General features: G+C 69.7%; 16 protein-coding genes. 5 read left to right on the top strand and 11 right to left on the bottom strand.

Annotation, left to right across the window (positions count from 1 at the left end; translation table 11 throughout):
* Window positions 1–2 precede the first annotated feature (2 nt).
* Both G6N37_RS04140 and G6N37_RS04135 read left to right on the top strand, forming a co-directional pair.
* On the top strand, window positions 3–1,208 hold the full coding sequence (locus G6N37_RS04140) for a serine hydrolase domain-containing protein (RefSeq protein WP_174813790.1): 1,206 nt from the start codon (window positions 3–5) through the stop codon (window positions 1,206–1,208).
* Window positions 1,209–1,212: 4 nt separating this feature from the next.
* Window positions 1,213–1,752 (top strand): GNAT family N-acetyltransferase, encoded by a 540-nt coding sequence (locus G6N37_RS04135; protein ID WP_163676284.1) that lies wholly within the window; start codon window positions 1,213–1,215, stop codon window positions 1,750–1,752.
* Window positions 1,753–1,874: 122 nt separating this feature from the next.
* On the opposite strand, the gene G6N37_RS04130 is transcribed toward G6N37_RS04135, so the two are convergent.
* Window positions 1,875–3,140, bottom strand: a complete 1,266-nt coding sequence (locus tag G6N37_RS04130) for an MFS transporter (RefSeq protein WP_163684582.1) — start codon at window positions 3,138–3,140, stop codon at window positions 1,875–1,877.
* Between the two features lie 287 nt (window positions 3,141–3,427).
* On the opposite strand from G6N37_RS04130, the gene G6N37_RS04125 reads away from it, so the two are divergent.
* Complete coding sequence (locus tag G6N37_RS04125; RefSeq protein WP_163676281.1) at window positions 3,428–4,204, top strand: COG4705 family protein; 777 nt, start codon at window positions 3,428–3,430, stop codon at window positions 4,202–4,204.
* A 61-nt stretch (window positions 4,205–4,265) separates the two neighbouring features.
* Complete coding sequence (locus tag G6N37_RS04120; protein WP_163676279.1) at window positions 4,266–4,532, top strand: hypothetical protein; 267 nt, start codon at window positions 4,266–4,268, stop codon at window positions 4,530–4,532.
* 2 nt (window positions 4,533–4,534) lie between these two features.
* Here G6N37_RS04120 and G6N37_RS04115 read toward each other — a convergent pair whose 3' ends face one another.
* From G6N37_RS04115 to G6N37_RS04090, 6 genes are all read right to left on the bottom strand, one after another.
* Window positions 4,535–7,387: an aminotransferase class I/II-fold pyridoxal phosphate-dependent enzyme gene (locus tag G6N37_RS04115; RefSeq protein WP_163676276.1), complete on the bottom strand. Its 2,853-nt coding sequence runs from the start codon at window positions 7,385–7,387 to the stop codon at window positions 4,535–4,537.
* Between the two features lie 77 nt (window positions 7,388–7,464).
* On the bottom strand, window positions 7,465–7,854 hold the full coding sequence (locus G6N37_RS04110) for an antitermination protein NusB (protein WP_163676273.1): 390 nt from the start codon (window positions 7,852–7,854) through the stop codon (window positions 7,465–7,467).
* Window positions 7,851–8,348 (bottom strand): transcription antitermination factor NusB, encoded by a 498-nt coding sequence (gene nusB / locus G6N37_RS04105; RefSeq protein WP_163676270.1) that lies wholly within the window; start codon window positions 8,346–8,348, stop codon window positions 7,851–7,853. The genes G6N37_RS04110 and nusB overlap by 4 nt, the downstream gene beginning before the upstream one ends.
* On the bottom strand, window positions 8,345–8,908 hold the full coding sequence (efp, locus tag G6N37_RS04100; RefSeq protein WP_007171952.1) for an elongation factor P: 564 nt from the start codon (window positions 8,906–8,908) through the stop codon (window positions 8,345–8,347). The genes nusB and efp overlap by 4 nt, the downstream gene beginning before the upstream one ends.
* A gap of 125 nt (window positions 8,909–9,033) precedes the next feature.
* On the bottom strand, window positions 9,034–9,255 hold the full coding sequence (locus G6N37_RS04095; protein ID WP_232075267.1) for a hypothetical protein: 222 nt from the start codon (window positions 9,253–9,255) through the stop codon (window positions 9,034–9,036).
* 50 nt (window positions 9,256–9,305) lie between these two features.
* Window positions 9,306–10,424, bottom strand: coding sequence for a M24 family metallopeptidase (locus G6N37_RS04090; protein ID WP_163676267.1), 1,119 nt, complete (start codon window positions 10,422–10,424; stop codon window positions 9,306–9,308).
* 33 nt (window positions 10,425–10,457) lie between these two features.
* On the opposite strand from G6N37_RS04090, the gene G6N37_RS04085 reads away from it, so the two are divergent.
* Window positions 10,458–11,168, top strand: coding sequence for a B-4DMT family transporter (locus G6N37_RS04085; RefSeq protein ID WP_167527359.1), 711 nt, complete (start codon window positions 10,458–10,460; stop codon window positions 11,166–11,168).
* Window positions 11,169–11,171: 3 nt separating this feature from the next.
* Here G6N37_RS04085 and aroQ read toward each other — a convergent pair whose 3' ends face one another.
* Genes aroQ through aroC form a run of 4 tightly spaced genes read right to left on the bottom strand, consistent with a single transcriptional unit; the run spans window position 11,172 to window position 14,459 of the window.
* On the bottom strand, window positions 11,172–11,600 hold the full coding sequence (gene aroQ, locus G6N37_RS04080; RefSeq protein ID WP_174813907.1) for a type II 3-dehydroquinate dehydratase: 429 nt from the start codon (window positions 11,598–11,600) through the stop codon (window positions 11,172–11,174).
* Between the two features lie 14 nt (window positions 11,601–11,614).
* A complete protein-coding gene (gene aroB / locus G6N37_RS04075) occupies window positions 11,615–12,712 on the bottom strand; it encodes a 3-dehydroquinate synthase (RefSeq protein WP_163676262.1) in 1,098 nt (365 codons plus the stop codon).
* Window positions 12,709–13,245 carry a shikimate kinase gene (locus tag G6N37_RS04070; protein ID WP_163676259.1) on the bottom strand — a complete coding sequence of 179 codons (537 nt, stop codon included), beginning with the start codon at window positions 13,243–13,245 and terminating at the stop codon, window positions 12,709–12,711. Before G6N37_RS04070 ends, aroB begins: the two co-directional genes overlap by 4 nt.
* On the bottom strand, window positions 13,245–14,459 hold the full coding sequence (gene aroC, locus G6N37_RS04065) for a chorismate synthase (protein ID WP_163676256.1): 1,215 nt from the start codon (window positions 14,457–14,459) through the stop codon (window positions 13,245–13,247). Before aroC ends, G6N37_RS04070 begins: the two co-directional genes overlap by 1 nt.
* Window positions 14,460–14,475: the final 16 nt, after the last annotated feature.

Raw genomic sequence — 14,475 nt, 5'->3', positions numbered from 1 at the left:
GGGTGAATCTCGACGCCAACGCGGCCTCCATCCGCGAAGTGTGTGACGCCGGCATGCTCGCCGGCGCGGTGACAATGGTCTGGCAGCGCGGAGAAGTGCTGCAGGTCAACGAAATCGGCCATCGCGACGTGGACGCGGGCCTGCCGATGCAACGCGACACCCTGTTCCGGATCGCATCGATGACCAAGCCGGTCACCGTCGCGGCGGTGATGAGCCTGGTCGACGAGGGCAAGCTGACGCTGAAGGACCCGGTCGTGCGCTGGGCGCCGGAGCTGGCCGACGTGCGGGTGCTCGACGAGCCGCACGGCCCGCTGGACCGCACGCATCCGGCGCGGCGCGCCATCCTGATCGAGGACCTGCTCACCCACACCAGCGGCCTGGCCTACAGCTTCTCGGTGTCCGGGCCGATCGCCAAGGCCTACATGCGGCTGCCGTTCAACCAGGGTCCCGACGCCTGGCTGGCCGAACTGGCCCGGCTGCCGCTGGTGCATCAGCCGGGCGACCGGCTCACCTACAGCCATTCCATCGACCTGCTGGGCGTCATCGCGGCGCGCATCGAGGGCAAGCCGTTCCACCAGGTTCTCGAGGAACGGGTGCTGGGCCCGGTGGGCATGCCGGATACCGGGTTCTTCGTCTCCCCCGAGGCGCGCCGCCGCGCCGCCACCATGTACCGGCTCGACGAGCAGGGCGGACTGCACCACGACGTGATGGGGCCGCCGCACATCAAGCCGCCGTCGTTCCCCAACGCGGGCGGCGGCCTGTGGTCGACCGCCGACGATTACCTGCGGTTCGTGCGCATGCTGCTCGGCGAGGGAACGATCGACGGCGTGCGGGTGCTGTCGGCCGAGTCCGCCCGGCTGATGCGGACCGACCGGCTGACCGACGAACAGAAGCGCCACAACTTCCTGGGGGCGCCGTATTGGGTGGGCCGCGGCTTCGGGCTGAACCTGTCGGTGGTGACCGATCCCGCACGGAGCACACCGCTGTTCGGGCCGGGTGGGGTCGGGACCTTCAGCTGGCCCGGCGCCTACGGGACGTGGTGGCAGGCCGACCCGGCCGCCGATCTGGTTCTGCTCTATCTGGTCCAGAACCTGCCCGATATGTCCGCCGACGTTGCCGCGGCCGTCGCGGGCAACACCTCGCTGGCGAAACTCCAATCGGTGCAACCGAAGTTCGTCCGCCGCACCTATCAGGCGCTCGGCCTCTAGCGCCGTGGCCGACTACCCACCCGACCGCATCACCGGGCCCCGGCTGGTGCTGCGAAGGCCCGTCCTCGACGACGCCGGCGCACTGTTTCAGCGGGTCGCCCGCGATCCCGAGGTCACCCGGTATCTGATGTGGGCGCCGCATCCCGACGTGGCGGCGACCCGGCGGGTGATCACCGAAAAGCTCAACGCCACCGCCGACGAGCGGACCTGGGTGATCGAGTTACGGCACAGCGGGGACGTGGTCGGCCTGGCCAGCTGCCGGCGCCCGGTGCCGCACTCGGTCGAGATCGGTTACTGCCTGGGCCGACGGTGGTGGGGCAAGGGCCTGATGTCCGAGGTGCTCGACATGCTGTTGACCGCGCTCGACAGCGACCGGGCGGTGTACCGGGTGTGGGCCACGTGCAATGTCGACAACGAGCGGTCGGCGCGGCTGCTCGAGCGCGCCGGTTTCGTGTTGGAGGGCCGCCTGGCCCGCCACGCCGTCTACCCCAACCTGGGCCTCGAGCCGCAAGACAGCCTGCTGTACGCCCGTATCCTGCGCTGAGCACTTGAGTGTGCGGCCAGGGCGGGAGTCACCGGCGTGTCGGCGCCGTGCACGCACACTGAAAGCCGTCAGCGCACCCGCGATCGCCGGCTACCCGGCGCGGTCCGACGCACAACGCGCGATCATCGAGCCTCGATCACCTCACGATCCCGCCGGGATCGTTGTGGCACAACGCTCTCCCCTGTTTCCGCGTCGCGCCCGCACGACCCGGCGGGCACCAGCGGCACGGCCGCCAACGGGAACAACGCGCAAAGCGCCCAGGCCGCCGGGTATTCGGCGGCCACGATCAGTGCACCGAAGAGCGGGGGCCCGGCGGCCGCCATCAACCGCTGCGTGGTGTTCTGCAGGCCCAAAGCGCGCCCGCTCCAGAAGGGGCCGGCGAACTCGGTGATGGCGGTGGCCTCGAGCCCGTTGTCGAGCACGGCGATCACCGAGATGGCGGCCATGAGCAACACGTCGTAGCCCGAACCGATGCCGTCGGCGAGGGCGAGCAGGAACAGGGTCAGCGTGGCGGCGACGGCGATGGCGCGGACGGGTCGCATCCGCGAGCCGGTGCGATCCGACCAGCGTCCGACCGCGATGCGGCCCGCCGCGCCCAGCAGTTGACACATGGTCACGAGGCCGCCGGCGGCCGCAACCGACCAGCCATGGCGATCGATCAACCACACGAGCATGAACGTGACGGTCACGGTCTGCGGCATCATCAGCAGGGCGCCCACCGCGTGAATCCGCCACAGGACGAACGACCCGCGATACGGACTGGCAAGTTCTGCGTCGCTGGCTACCTTGCGTGATTTCCGCGGCGGATCGACGATCCCCAGCGCGCTGGCGACCGCTGCCATGGTGCACATGAGCGCGAGGAACATCAGCCCCGACCGGGGGCCGCGTTCGGCCAGCTCCGGTATCACCAACGCGCCCAGGGCGATGCCCAGCGGCTGTGCGGTCTGGCGGATGCCCATCGCCAGGCCCCGTTGCTGTGACGGGAACCATGCGGACACCAGCCGCCCGCCGGCGGTGTTACAGCTGGCCGCCGCCATCCCACCGAGGAACAAGAAGACGCCGACGGCCAGCATCGAATGGGCCGACGCCGCGGCATAGGCCGCTGCCGCCGTGAGCGCCGAACCGGCCGTCAGCACGAGCCGCTCACCGACCCGGTCCAACACCCAGCCCCACAGCACCAGCGTGACCACCATGCCCCAGCTCGGCATGGACGACACCAGGCCGGCTTCGGTCAACGGTATGCCGCGGCGCGCCTGCAGCGAGGGGATCAGGAATGCGACGCCATTGATGAACAGGAACGAGGTTGCCGTCACCCCCAGCGAGACGACCATGACCGACCAGCGCCCGCCCGCGCCGAGTTGGCCGGCGCCCCTGGCCTCGAGGAACATGCACCCCATGGTGACACGGCTTTCGTCGCGCACTGGGCATCCAAACCACCGTAACTTATTGAATACTAAGGTAATTCATATCCGCCGTGCAGAACTGACACCTGGGCCGACATGGAATGAAACGTGAAATACTGTCCGCCACTTAGGTTTCCATTGCCAGCGGAAAGACCGGTGCCCAACCGCGATTCACAGCCTGAACACAGCGTCCTCTTAAGGGTTGACTCAGCGTTCTCTCAGCGCGGCTACTCTCGGAATGCATGGACAACGACACGGGGAGTCGACCGGGGATGAGTGACGTTTCGCGACACGCGTTGACCAAGGTGCCGGCGGTCACCCTGGGCTTCTGGATCATCAAGGTCCTGGCCACCACCTTGGGCGAGACGGGCGGCGACACCGTCACGATGACCCTGAACTGGGGCTACGCCGCCGGGGTTGCGCTCTTCGGCGTCGCGCTGGTGGTGCTGGTCGCCGCGCAGATCTTCGCCAAGCGCTTTCACGCGCCGCTGTACTGGGCGACGATCGTGGCCTCGACGACGTTCGGCACGGTGTTGGCCGACTTCGCCGACCGATCGCTCGGCATCGGTTACACCGGCGGTTCCCTGCTGCTGCTGGCCTGCCTGCTGGCCACCCTGGGCCTGTGGCGTTGGTCGCAGGGCACCGTATCGGTCACCACCGTCTCGACGCCGAAAGTGGAGGCGTTCTATTGGGCGACAATCACTTTCTCGCAGACCCTGGGCACCGCGCTCGGCGATTGGCTGGCCGACACTCGCGACTTCGGTTATGAGCGTGGGGCGTTGGTGTTCGCGGCCGGCCTGGCCGTGGTCGTGGCGCTCTACTACTGGACCGCGGTATCGCGCGTGGCGTTGTTCTGGGTCGCGTTCATCTTGACCCGGCCATTGGGTGCGACGGTGGGTGACTTCATCGACAAGCCGGTCGCCGACGGCGGGCTGGCCCTGAGCCGCCCGTTGGCCTCGGCGGTGATCGCCGCGATCATCGTGGCGCTGCTCGTCGTCCTGCCGCAGCGCGCGGGGCGCCACCCCGGCGCGGACCACGAAGCGGCGTGACGACCGAGATCAGCGCGGTTCTCAGCCGGTTCCCAGCGATCCCACCTAGGCTGGCGTCGTCATGTCTGGTACTGCACGCCTTGCGCGCCGCAACCGCGCGACCACACGAATGCTGGCCTACCTCGCGATCGTCCTGGGCTTCGGGCTGGTGGGGGCGGCGCCGGCCAGCGCCGATCCCAGCCCGTTCAACACCCTGAGCTGCGGCTGTCCGGAGACGGCCCCGGCCGGCAGCGCGGCCCGCAAAGACGAGATCACCCGGGGGCTCCGGCTTGGCGAACTCGGCGGGCCGCAGCGCGCGCCGCAAGGCTCGACCCCGCCCGGCGCCTAGGCTCAGGCGTCTTCGCTGACCGCCTGGGCGGCCGCGTCGCCGTTGAGCGCGCCGTTGAGTCCGGAGGCGTCCGGCGGCAGCTCGAAGGCCGGGAACGCCGAACCGACCGCGGCGGTCGCCGCGCTGCGCTGCGCCTCCATGCGCGCCAGCGCCGCCTCGGTGAACACCGAGAGCCCCAGGTCGGGGTTGTAGCCGTGGATCTCTTTGACGTCGAGCTGGGCCAGGAAGTAGATGATCTCCTTGGAGACCACCTGCCCGGGGACCAGCACCGGGAAGCCCGGCGGGTAGGGCACCACGAACGTGGTGGACACCAGCGTCTTGCCCTCCGCCAACCGCCGCCCCGCCATGCCGATCAGGACGTGCTCGCGGTCGGACTCCTCGTATCCGGCGTAGAAGGCCGACCGCATGTCGCCGAACATGCACCCGTCGACGGGCTGGAAGGCGACGTCGAACTCGCTGAAGTCGGGCAGGTGCGGCAGGTCCTGGGTGATCTCCTCGACGTGACGCTGGTGCAACGCCCGGTCGGCGACGCTGGCCGCGCTCTCGGTGCGGTCGAAATCGATTGCCACCCTGCGCAATACGTCGAGCAGATAATGCACGCTCGACCAGGTGACGCCGATGGTGAAGATCAGCAGCACGCTGTTGATCGACGTCTTGTTGATCTGGATGCCGAACCGCTCCATCAGGATCTTCTCGCGGAAGTCGTACCCGTTCATTCCCGTCTTGCCGACGAACAGCGTCACCCGCGTCGCGTCCAGCACGAACTGGTCGGACCGCCACGCCTCGTTCCACTCGGCCAGCGCGCCCTGCCGGACCTCGCGGTAGGAACTCACCGACGACGCCCGGAACTCCTCGGGCACCAGGTCGGACTCGTCGAGGATGCGGAACCACTTGCTGATCAACCGGTCTCGCCGCACGCGATGGCGAAACACCAGCGCCATGTCGTAGGTCTGCCGGACCAGCTGAAAGCCCTCGATGTCGACCTGCCGGCGGGCCAAGTCCAGCGACGCCAGCAGCTGCTGGTTCGGTGAGGTCGAGGTGTGGGTCAGGAAGGCCTCACCGAACGCGTCGCGCGCCAGGGCGTTGAAGTCCTGGTCGCGGACGTGGATCATCGACGCCTGGCGAAGCGCCGACAGCGACTTGTGCGTCGAATGTGTGGCGTAGACGCGAACCCGGGCGCGGGCAGGGTCGGGCAACAACGACCGGTCGACCCAATCCGACCGGTCGACCCCCTCCATCTCGGCTGCCCATTTCCGGTACTGGGCCGCGTATTCCGGCGATGCGAGCATCTGCTCGAGGCGCTCGGCCGCCACCATCGCCGTGCGCTGCCGGGCCCACGGCACGGCGGTGGCGAAGGCGTACCACGCCTCGTCCCACAGGAAGCAGATGTCGGGCTTGATCGCCAGCACCTCCTGCATGACCTGAAACGGGTTGTACACCACGCCGTCGAAGGTGCAGTTGGTCAGCAGCAGCATGCGCACCCGGTCCAGCTGGCCGGCGGCTTCGAGGTCCAGCAGTGTCTGCTTGATCGTGCGCAGCGACACCGCCCCGTAGATCGCGAACTGCGGCAACGGATACGCGTCCAGGTACAGCGGGTACGCACCGGCAAGCACCAGCCCGTAGTGGTGCGACTTGTGGCAGTTGCGGTCGATCAGCACGATGTCGCCCGGCCGGGTCAGGGACTGCACGACGATCTTGTTGGCGGTGGAGGTCCCGTTGGTGACGAAATAGGTGTGGTCGGAGTTCCACGTGTGCGCGGCCTTGTCCATCGCCTTCTTGATGTTGCCGTGCGGGTCGAGCAGCGAGTCGAGGCCGCCGGACGTGGTCGAGGTCTCGGCCATGAAGATGTTGCGGCCGTAGAACTCGCCCATGTCCTGCAACGACTTCGAGTTGAAGATGCTGGCACCACGCGCGACCGGCAGCGCGTGGAATTGGCCGACCGGTGCCGCCGCGTATGCGCGCAGCGCATCGAAAAACGGTGTGGCATACCGGTTCCGGAGCCCGGCGAGGACGGTGCTGTGCAGATCGGTGACGTCGTTGAGCCGATAGAACGTCCGGTCGTAGACATCGGGCTCGGTGTCGTCGCCCGCCGCGATCGACTCGTCGGTGAGCAGGTACAGGTCGATGTGGGGCCGCAGCTCGCGGATCCACTCGCCGCACTCCACCCAGTCGTTGGCGCGGTCGGGGATGACGTCACCCGCGTCCTCGTTGGGCCCGAGCAGCGTGTTCATCAGCGGCAGCCGGTCCCGGGAGCGCAGCGGCAGGTCGTCGCGGATGATCGCGGCCTGGATCTCCCCGTTCAGCGCGACCGCGGTGATGGCGTCCTCGACGCTGGGAACCACCAGGATCTCGAACTGCACGTCGTCCGACGGGTTGTGCAGGTCCCGCAGGCATTCCGCCAGGTTCTCGGGGGCCGACGCCGGCGCGTCGTCGGCGAGCAGGACGGTGTAGAACTGCTGCTGCTTGGCCTGGGCCACCAGCTCCTGGTCGGCCAGCGGCGCGGAGGTGTCGAAAAGGCCTGCGCGGTCGCCGTATTCGCTCAGCAGCCGCACGGCCATGGACACCTCTTCGGTGAGCCGCACCGTGGACAGGCTCTCCAGGTGCGCGCGGAAGCTCGCCAGGTTCGCCGCGCCGGGGTACAGCCAGTACCGCTCGTAGGCGGCGATGCGGTCCATCAGGCGTTTCACCCGGGCCACGTCGTGGGTCTTGTCGAGCCCGGCCAGGTCGACCTCGGCGAGGTGGCGGCACGCGTCGTCGAGCAGGTTCCAGGTATCGACGCGGGCATAGGACGGGTTGGCCACCGCCGCCAGCGCGGAGACGCAGAGTCGTCGCGGCTGGGTGGTGTATCGAGTCATGACGTCACCTGTTCTTCTGAGCGACTTGTATTCTCACCCCGCCGCGCCGCCCACGTGATCGTTTCGCGTGAGCCCGATCAGCCGTCCAGCTCGTCGTCGGCGTCCACCACGCGCCGATTGGCGCGCGTCCCGTCCACCCAGCGCAGCACCGGAAGGTCCCAGCGCCGGGCCGGTAGCTCGGTGACGTCGGTCAGCGACCTGACCACCGACTGCGTCAAACCCATGATCGCGGCCATCACCGGCAGCAGCGGCTGCAGCGGCCTGGCGGCCGAGCGAACGGTGCTGATGCGGCGGGCGACGATCAGGCGTTCGACGCAGTGATACAGCCAGGCGCCCACAGCGAGCGCGTAGATGGACAGCGCCGACGCGACGATCGTCCACCCGAAGGCGGCGCACACCACGGCGCCCAGCACCACCGTCGCGGCCAGCAACCCCGCGACGACGACGCGCAGCTCCAGCCGGGTCACGCCCGGGGTTCCTCGTTCTCCGCCGCGGCGGCGGCGCCCGCACGGACCGCAGCGGCGGCCGCCCGGATCTGCGGCGTCACCACCATCACCTGACCCAGCACGCCGTTGACGAAGGCCGGCGACTCGTCGGTGGACAGCTCCTTGGCCAGTTGCACGGCCTCGTCCACGGCGACCGGCTCCGGGACGTCGTCGGCGTAGAGCAACTCCCACACGGCGACCCGCAGGATGGCCCGATCGACGGCGGGCAGCCGGTCCAGCGTCCAGCCCTGCAGGTGCGAGCTGATCAGGTCGTCGATGTGGGCGGCGTGCTCGCCGACGCCGCGGGCGGCCGCGACCGTGTACGGCTGCAGCGGCGCCACGTCGGCGTTGGTTTCGGCCAGCGCGGCGCGCACGTCGACGACCTCGGCCGCGCCCAGCCCGCGGGCCTCGGCCTCGAACAGCAGGTCAACGGCGCGCTTGCGGGCCTGATGGCGTCCCCTGACGGGCCTGCTCACGCGTTGACGCGCCCCAGGTAGCTGCCGTCGCGCGTGTCCACCTTCAGCTTGTCGCCGGTGTTGATGAACAGCGGCACCTGGATCTCCGCCCCCGTCTCGACGGTGGCGGGTTTGGTGCCGGCGCTGGACCGGTCGCCCTGCAGGCCGGGCTCGGTGTGGGTGACCTCCATCTCGACCGACACCGGCAGTTCGATGTACAGCGGCGCCCCGTTGTGGAACGCCACCTGCACCGGCAGGCCCTCCAGCAGGAACCGGGCGGCGTCGCCGACCAGCGACTCCGGCAGCGGGTGCTGCTCGTAGTCCTGGCTGTCCATGAACACGAAGTCCGAGCCGTCGCGGTACAGGTACGTGGTGTCGCGCCGGTCGACGGTCGCCGTTTCCACCTTCACCCCCGCGTTGTAGGTCTTGTCGACGACCTTGCCGGACAGCACGTTTTTCAGCTTGGTGCGCACGAAGGCCGGACCCTTGCCGGGTTTGACATGCTGGAATTCGACGATCTGCCAGAGTTGGCCGTCGATCACCAGCACCAGTCCGTTCTTGAAATCGGCGGTGCTTGCCACGGTTCGGTGTATCTCCTAGGAATGGGACAGTCGTTCGCGAGCTGTCTGCGATGTGTTCGTCAGTCTAAGGCGCGTCGCGGCCGGGCCCGGCGCGTCGGGTGGCCCATGGAACCCCGCCGTACGGGTTAGGGGCCGGCCTCGGTCGGCTCGTCCGGCGAAGGCCGCAGCGGCTTGATCATCGTCAGCAGGGGAACGTTCAGTTTTCTCCCGCCGGTGAACGGCACGGGGACCGCGAAATACACGATGTCGATCTCCAGCCGCATCTCCCGCAAGGGCTGGGCGTGTACGTCCCACCGAAAATCCCGCAGGCGCGCCAGACCACGTTCGATTGGCTCCACCCCGCTCACGCCACCAGACTTTACCCCGGGGCCCCGGTCCGCCACATGGCGCGGTTTGCCTAGCTGAGAACGGCCAGCTCCTTGGGAAACCTGGTCAGCAGTTCCGGTGCCCGCCCGCCGGTCGCCGCCGTCTCGCCGGGCACGACCAGGGTGTCCTCGATGCGCACGCCGCCGCGACCCGGCAGGTAGACGCCCGGTTCGACGGTCACGACGGAGCCCGCCAGCAGCGTGCCGGTGGACGTGGCCCCGATTCCCGGCGCCTCGTGGATCTGTAACCCCACGCCGTGCCCCAGCCCGTGGCCGAAGTGCTCGCCGTAGCCCGCCTCGACGATCAGCCGGCGCGCGGCGCCGTCGACATCGCGCAGGCTTGCGCCCGGGCGGAGCGCCTCGCGGCCGGCCCGCTGCGCGTCGGCGACCAGCTGGTAGATCTCGAGTTGCCAGTCGGCGGCCTTGCCGAGCACGAAGGTGCGGGTCATGTCGGAGTGATAGCCGGCCACCAGCGCGCCGAAGTCGATCTTGACGAAGTCGCCCGTCGCCAGGGCCGCGTCGGTGGGGCGGTGATGCGGGATCGCCGAGTTGGGGCCGGCGGCCACGATGGTCTCGAAGGAGATGGCGTCGGCGCCGTGGTCGAGCATCAGGGCCTCCAGCTCGCGGCTCACCTCGCGCTCGGTTCGCCCGGGCCGCAGGCCGCCGCGCTCCACCAGCTCCGCGAGCGCGGCGTCGGCCGTCTCGCAGGCCAGCCGCAGCAGCGCCACCTCGCCGTCGTCCTTGACCTCACGCAGCCCCTCGACGGTGCCGGCGGCCCGCACCAGCTCGGTGGCCGCCTTGCGTTCACCGAGCTCGCTGGTCAGGGCGTCGAACGCGTCGACGGTCACCACGTTGCTTTCGAAGCCCAGCCTCGCCACACCGTCCTCGGCGGCCCGGCCGACGAGGTAGCGCCCCAGAGCGCGCTCAATGGCGATCTCGAGTCCCGGCGCCTGCTCGGCGGCCTGGGTGCGATACCGGCCGTCGGTGGCCAGCACCGGACCGCGATCGTCGGCGAAAACCAGCAACGCGCCGTTCGATCCGGTGAAGCCGGACAGGTAGCGGACGTTGTTCAGGTCGCTGACCAGCATCGCGTCCAGTCCAGCGGCCCCGATTTGCGCTTTCAGATTGTCCCGACGCTGAGAATGTGTCACGACCCTTGACGGTACTCGCTACGCTGATTGCCCATGAGGTCCTGGATGCTGCGCGGATTGGTCTACGCCGCGGCGATGGTAGTGGTTCGGTTGTTCCAAGGCGCGTTGATCAACGCGTGGCAGACGCAGGCCGGGCTTTTCAGCGTGGCACTGCTCCTGTTGTTCATCATCGGCGTGGCCGTATGGGGGGTATTCGACGGCCGGGCCGACGCCAACGCGAACCGGGACCCCGACCGGCGTCGCGACCTGGCGATGACCTGGCTGCTGGCCGGGCTGCTGGCCGGTGTCCTGTCCGGCGCCGTCTCCTGGCTCATCGCGCTGGTGTACAAGGGCCTCTACACGGGCGGGCTGATCAACGAGCTGACCACGTTCGCGGCGTTCACCGCGCTCTGCGTGTTCCTGCCCGGGATCATCGGCGTCACCATCGGCCGTTGGCGGGTTGACCGGCAGTACGAGAAGGAGCCGGAGAAGCGCCACGGCCTTGGCGACAAGCAGGGGCGGGACAGTGACACCGACGTGTTCTCGGCGGTGCGCGGTGACGATGCGCCGACCGGGGAGATCCCCGCGGCCGGAGCGCAGCACGAGGAGCGGACCGCGGCGGTCGCCACGGCCGAGCGCGAGGCGCCCACTGAAACGGCCGAGCGTGACGCCCCCACCGAAACGATCGCCAAGACCGAGGACGACCCCAAAACCGAGGTGATCCGCAAGCCCGGCGACGAGCACACCAAGCCCGAAGCCGGGTAAGGCTTAGCCCTTGGCGGCTTCCGCCAGATAACGCAGGGCCAGCAGGTAACCCTGGATCCCCAGCCCGACGATCACGCCGGTCGCGACCGGGCTCAGGTACGAGTGGCGCCGAAACTCCTCGCGCGCATGCACATTGGAGATGTGCACCTCGATCAGGGGCGCGCGCAATTCGGCGCACGCGTCACGCAGCGCCACCGAGGTGTGGGTGAGACCGCCGGCGTTGAGGATCACCGGCTCGCCCGCATCGGCGGCCGAATGAATCCAGTCCAGCAGCTGGGATTCGTTATCGCTTTGGCGCACAACGGCTTTCAGCCCGAGCGCGGCGGCCTCCCGCTCGATCAGCGCGGCCAGTTCCTCGTGCGTGGTGTCCCCGTACACCTCGGGCTCGCGGCGGCCCAGCCGGCCGAGGTTGGGGCCGTTGATGACGTGCACGGTCCCGTTGACGGTCACGAGGCGTCCTCCTCGTCGGACAGTCCCGCGTAGGCCGCCGCCAGCAGCGACGGGTCGGGCCCGGCCAGCCGCCCCGGCTTGGCCAGCCCGTCGAGGACCACGAACCTCAGCACACCGGCGCGCGATTTCTTGTCCTGGGCCATGTATTCCAGCAGCTGCGGCAACGCCTCGGCGTCGTAGCTCACCGGCAGGCCGAGCGCCGACAGGACGGTGCGATGCCGGCGCGCGGTCGCGTCGTCGAGCCGGCCGGCAAGGCGGGCCAGCTCCGCGGCGAACACCAGGCCCACCGACACCGCGGCGCCGTGGCGCCACTCGTAGCGTTCCCTGCGCTCGATGGCGTGCGCCAAGGTGTGTCCGTAGTTCAGGATTTCGCGCAGCTCCGACTCCTTCTCGTCGGCGGCGACCACCCGCGCCTTGACGGCGATCGAGCGCCGGATCAGCTCGGGCAGCACCGCACCGGCGGGGTCGACGGCGGCCTGCGGGTCAGCCTCGATGAGATCGAGGATCACCGGGTCGGCGATGAAGCCGGCCTTGACCACCTCGGCCATTCCGGCGACGAGTTCGTTGTGCGGCAACGTCTCCAGCGTCGCCAGGTCGACCAGCACCGCCAGCGGTTGGTGGAACGCGCCCACCAGGTTCTTGCCCGCGTCGGTGTTGATGCCCGTCTTGCCGCCGACGGCCGCGTCGACCATGCCGAGCAGCGTGGTGGGAATGTGGACGATGTCGACGCCGCGCAGCCAGGTGGCCGCCGCGAACCCGGCGACGTCGGTGGCGGCGCCGCCGCCGAGGCTGACCAACGCGTCTTTGCGGTCAATCCCGATGCGGCCGAACACCTCCCACAGGAAGCCGACCACCGGCAGGTCCTTCCCGGCTTCGGCGTCCGGGATTTCGATGCGGTGCGCGTCAACGCCCTTGTCCGCCAGGCGGCTTCGGATCGCTTCGGCCGTGTGTGCCAGCACGGGTTGGTGCACGACGGCCACCCGGTGCCGGTCGCAGAGGAGTTCGACGAGCTGGTCGCCCAAGTCGGTGCCGATGATCACCGGGTACGGCGGGTCGACGGCCACCTGCACGGTGACCGGCTCGGCGCTCGTCATGGCGCGGCCTCCGCGTGAGCGTTCTCGGGTGTCTGGAGCCTGGACACGATGTAGCGCACCACGGCCCCGGGATTGCGTCGGTTGGTGTCGACGCGGATGGTCGACACGCGCCGGTACAGCGGGACCCGTTTGGCCATCAGCGCTTTGAACTTCTCGGCGCGGTCGGGGCCGGCCAGCAGCGGGCGCACGGCGCCGCCTCCGGTGCGCCGCACCCCTTCGCCGGCGCTGATCTCGAGGTAGATGACGGTCTGGCCGGCGAGCGCCTCGCAGACCCCCGGGCTGGTGACCGCCCCGCCACCGAGCGACACCACGCCGTCGTGATCGGCCAGCGCGGCGCGGACCACGTCCTCCTCGATCCGGCGGAACTCCTGCTCGCCGTCGGTGGCGAAGATGTCGGCGATGGCGCGCCCGGTCCGCTGCTCGATGGCCGCGTCGGTGTCGAGGAATTCGACGCCGAGCGCCTTGGCCAGGCGCCGCCCGATGGTGGACTTGCCCGAGCCCGGCAGCCCGACGAGCACCGCCCTGGGCGCCATCACGCGGTACCCCGCGCGGCCGGCGACTCCCGGTCGGCGACCGCGCGCTGATACGCCTCGATGTTGCGTCGGGTCTCGGTGAGCGAGTCGCCGCCGAACTTCTCCAGCGCCGCGCGGGCGAGCACCAGCGCCACCATGGCCTCGACGACGACGCCGGCGGCGGGCACGGCGCACACGTCCGAGCGCTGGTGGATGGCGACGGCCTCGTCGCCGGTCGCCATGTCGACGGTGGCCAGCGCCCGCGGCACGGTGGAGATGGGTTTCATCGCGGCGCGCACCCGCAGCGGCTGGCCGTTGGTCATGCCGCCCTCGAGCCCGCCGGCGCGGTTGGTCGAGCGGACGACGCCGTCGGGGCCGGGATACATCTCGTCGTGGGCGCGGCTGCCGCGGCGGCGCGCCGTCTCGAAGCCATCACCGATCTCCACGCCCTTGATGGCCTGGATACCCATGACCGCGCCGGCGAGCTGGCTGTCGAGCCGGTTGTCGCCACTGGTGAACGAGCCCAGCCCGACCGGCAGGCCCACGGCCACCACCTCGACCACGCCGCCGAGGGTGTCGCCGTCCTTCTTGGCCGCCTCGATCTCGGCGATCATCGCCTCTTCGGCGGCCTTGTCGAAGGCGCGCACCGGGCTGTCGTCGATCGCGGACAGGTCTTCCGGGCGCGGGGGCGGGCCGTCGTAGGGCGCCGACGGGCCGATCGCGATGACGTGGGAGAGCACGTCGACACCGAGCGCCTGGCGCAGGAAGGAGCGCGCGACCGTGCCCGCCGCGACGCGGGCGGCGGTCTCGCGGGCGCTGGCCCGCTCCAGCACCGGCCGGGCGTCGTCGAAGCCGTACTTGAGCATGCCGGCGTAATCGGCGTGGCCGGGCCGCGGCCTGGTGAGCGGTTCGTTCCGCGCTGAGTTTTCCAGGTCGGCGGCTCGCGCCGGGTCGACCGGGTCGGCGGCCATCACGGTCTCCCATTTGGGCCACTCGGTGTTGCCGATCTCGATCGCGATGGGGCCGCCCAGGGTGACGCCGTGGCGCACCCCGGACAGCACGGTGACCGCGTCGCGCTCGAACTTCATCCGCGCGCCGCGGCCGTAACCGAGCCGGCGGCGGGCCAATTGGTCGGCGATGTCGGTCGAGTTGACCTCCACGCCGGCGACCATGCCATCGAGCATGGCCACCAACGCACGGCCATGCGACTCCCCGGCGGTGATCCAGCGCAACACCCGATCATCTTCCCAT

This window comes from Mycobacterium seoulense (assembly GCF_010731595.1).
Lineage (GTDB): Bacteria > Actinomycetota > Actinomycetes > Mycobacteriales > Mycobacteriaceae > Mycobacterium > Mycobacterium seoulense.
This window is presented reverse-complemented; position numbering and strand designations above follow the sequence as displayed.

What these genes read in the sequence shown, in the direction of transcription:
- G6N37_RS04130 (WP_163684582.1), bottom strand. Translation starts at nt 3,140, where the DNA reads ATGTTCCTCGAGGCCAGGGGCGCCGGCCAACTCGGCGCGGGCGGGCGC.
- G6N37_RS04125 (WP_163676281.1), top strand. Translation starts at nt 3,428, where the DNA reads ATGAGTGACGTTTCGCGACACGCGTTGACCAAGGTGCCGGCGGTCACC.
- G6N37_RS04120 (WP_163676279.1), top strand. Translation starts at nt 4,266, where the DNA reads ATGTCTGGTACTGCACGCCTTGCGCGCCGCAACCGCGCGACCACACGA.
- G6N37_RS04115 (WP_163676276.1), bottom strand. Translation starts at nt 7,387, where the DNA reads ATGACTCGATACACCACCCAGCCGCGACGACTCTGCGTCTCCGCGCTG.
- G6N37_RS04085 (WP_167527359.1), top strand. Translation starts at nt 10,458, where the DNA reads ATGAGGTCCTGGATGCTGCGCGGATTGGTCTACGCCGCGGCGATGGTA.
- aroB (WP_163676262.1), bottom strand. Translation starts at nt 12,712, where the DNA reads ATGACGAGCGCCGAGCCGGTCACCGTGCAGGTGGCCGTCGACCCGCCG.
- G6N37_RS04070 (WP_163676259.1), bottom strand. Translation starts at nt 13,245, where the DNA reads ATGGCGCCCAGGGCGGTGCTCGTCGGGCTGCCGGGCTCGGGCAAGTCC.